Raw genomic sequence first — 1760 nt, 5'->3', positions numbered from 1 at the left:
CTGAAGGAAGCAAATGGCAAAACTTGGTTGTGACGAACAGAAATCTGATAGTAGGCCATTACAACTTGGGCAACCTAGCCATAGATAGAATAGCCCAATGCCTCGACGGGAAGTGTGTAGTGGTAAATCAGGCACAGCCAAGGGAAAGAACAACGTCTTACCTCGGGAGATCTTATGGTTTGTCTCAATAGAGACTAATACAGCAGTGATGTTGTGTGATGAGCAATAAGAAGTCAGCAGAAGGCATAGTACTTTGAGAATGTACAACTCAAAGGAAGGCCTGAACTGAATATATCAAGAAGCAGTCACTAGACACTCAATCATGTGGAGTCATAGCAAGATGAAACTCATCTCTACGTCCCAAAGGGCAATACCGCAAGTAAAGCTCATGGATACGAAGAATGACAAGCATGGTCGGCGTAGACAGGAGGGCGAGTCTTGGTGACCTCAACTTCGTTGATGGAGCAAATCTGCTCCTCAACCAATTTGAATCAAGCTCTTAGACGCGTGAAGAAGAACAAAGGGTGTGCAGGAGTCGACAAGCTCGACATCAACGCCACTATCTCAAGACTTCGACAGGCATCAAACGGGCAAGAGCTTCGCCAGAGTCTTCTGGATGGAAGCTATCAACCTCAACCTGTTCTTGGTGTAGAAATCCCCAAAGCTAGTGGTGGCGTAAGGCAATTAGGTATCCCAATAGTCCTTGATAGGGTAGTCCAACAGGCAATCACATCAGTGCTGTCATGTATCTATGAGCCGAAGTTCTCCGACAGTAGTTACGGGTTTAGACCCAACCGCAGTGCGCACCATGCATTGTCGGCCGCCAGTCGCTACATCCGAGAGGGTCGAGGTTATGTAGTAGATATCGACCTAGCAAAATACTTCGATACAGTGAATCACGATAGGCTAATGCACAGGCTGTCACAAGATATTGCTGATAAACGCGTGTTAAAGCTAATTAGGTCATACCTACAGGTAGGCATAATGCGACATGGACTAGTTGAGCAGAGACAACGAGGCACACCCCAGGGTGGGCCATTATCTCCGCTACTATCAAATATTGTATTAGATGAACTGGATAAAGAGCTAGAGCGTAGAGGGCATAAGTTCTGTCGATATGCAGATGACTGTCAAATCTACGTGCGTAGTGAGGAAGCCGCTCATCGAGTCAGAGAGTCGATAACGGAGTTCTTGGAGCAGAAACTAAAGCTGACGGTAAACCGTAAGAAAAGTGCAGCAACGAGAGTGACAAAGCGAACTTACCTAAGCCACCGCTTCCAGATAGACGGAAGAATCGGGATATCGAAGACGGCACAAGCTCAAATGAAGAAGCGAGTACGTCAGATAACGAAGCGAAATCGAGGACGAGAGTTACAGGTGATAATCACGGAGTTAACTCAATATCTAAGAGGATGGCAACACTACTTCAAGCTTACTGTTAGTAAAAGTGCAATGCAGCGCTTAGACGAATGGATACGGCGTAGATTAAGGTGCTACCGACTAAAGCAGCGCAAACGCAGACACAGCATAGCGATATGGTTACAGCGACAAGGTGTAACGGAGCGTAATGCGTGGAAGCTAGCGATGTCAGATAAGGGTTGGTGGCATCTAGCTTCAACGCCACAGGTTAATCACGCCATGCCAATAAAATGGTTCGAGGGGTTGGGGCTGTACTCACTAAGAGATGGGTACGAGTCACTGAAAGTATATTCGGAACCGCCGTATGCGACCCACGCTTGTACGGTGGTGTGAGAGGACGG

At 47.2% G+C, this 1760-nt stretch carries 1 protein-coding gene; it reads left to right on the top strand.

Annotated elements, in window-relative coordinates:
- Positions 1-459: 459 nt before the first annotated feature.
- Positions 460-1752 carry a group II intron reverse transcriptase/maturase gene (gene ltrA / locus AB6F11_RS21630; RefSeq protein WP_372179676.1) on the top strand — a complete coding sequence of 431 codons (1293 nt, stop codon included), beginning with the start codon at positions 460-462 and terminating at the stop codon, positions 1750-1752.
- Positions 1753-1760: the final 8 nt, after the last annotated feature.

This window comes from Vibrio sp. 10N.247.311.14 (genome assembly GCF_041467715.1).
Lineage (GTDB): Bacteria > Pseudomonadota > Gammaproteobacteria > Enterobacterales > Vibrionaceae > Vibrio > Vibrio crassostreae_C.
The sequence above is the reverse complement of the archived record's forward strand: the minus strand, read 5'-3'. Positions and strand labels throughout refer to the sequence as shown.

What these genes read in the sequence shown, in the direction of transcription:
- ltrA (WP_372179676.1), top strand. Translation starts at nt 460, where the DNA reads ATGGAGCAAATCTGCTCCTCAACCAATTTGAATCAAGCTCTTAGACGC.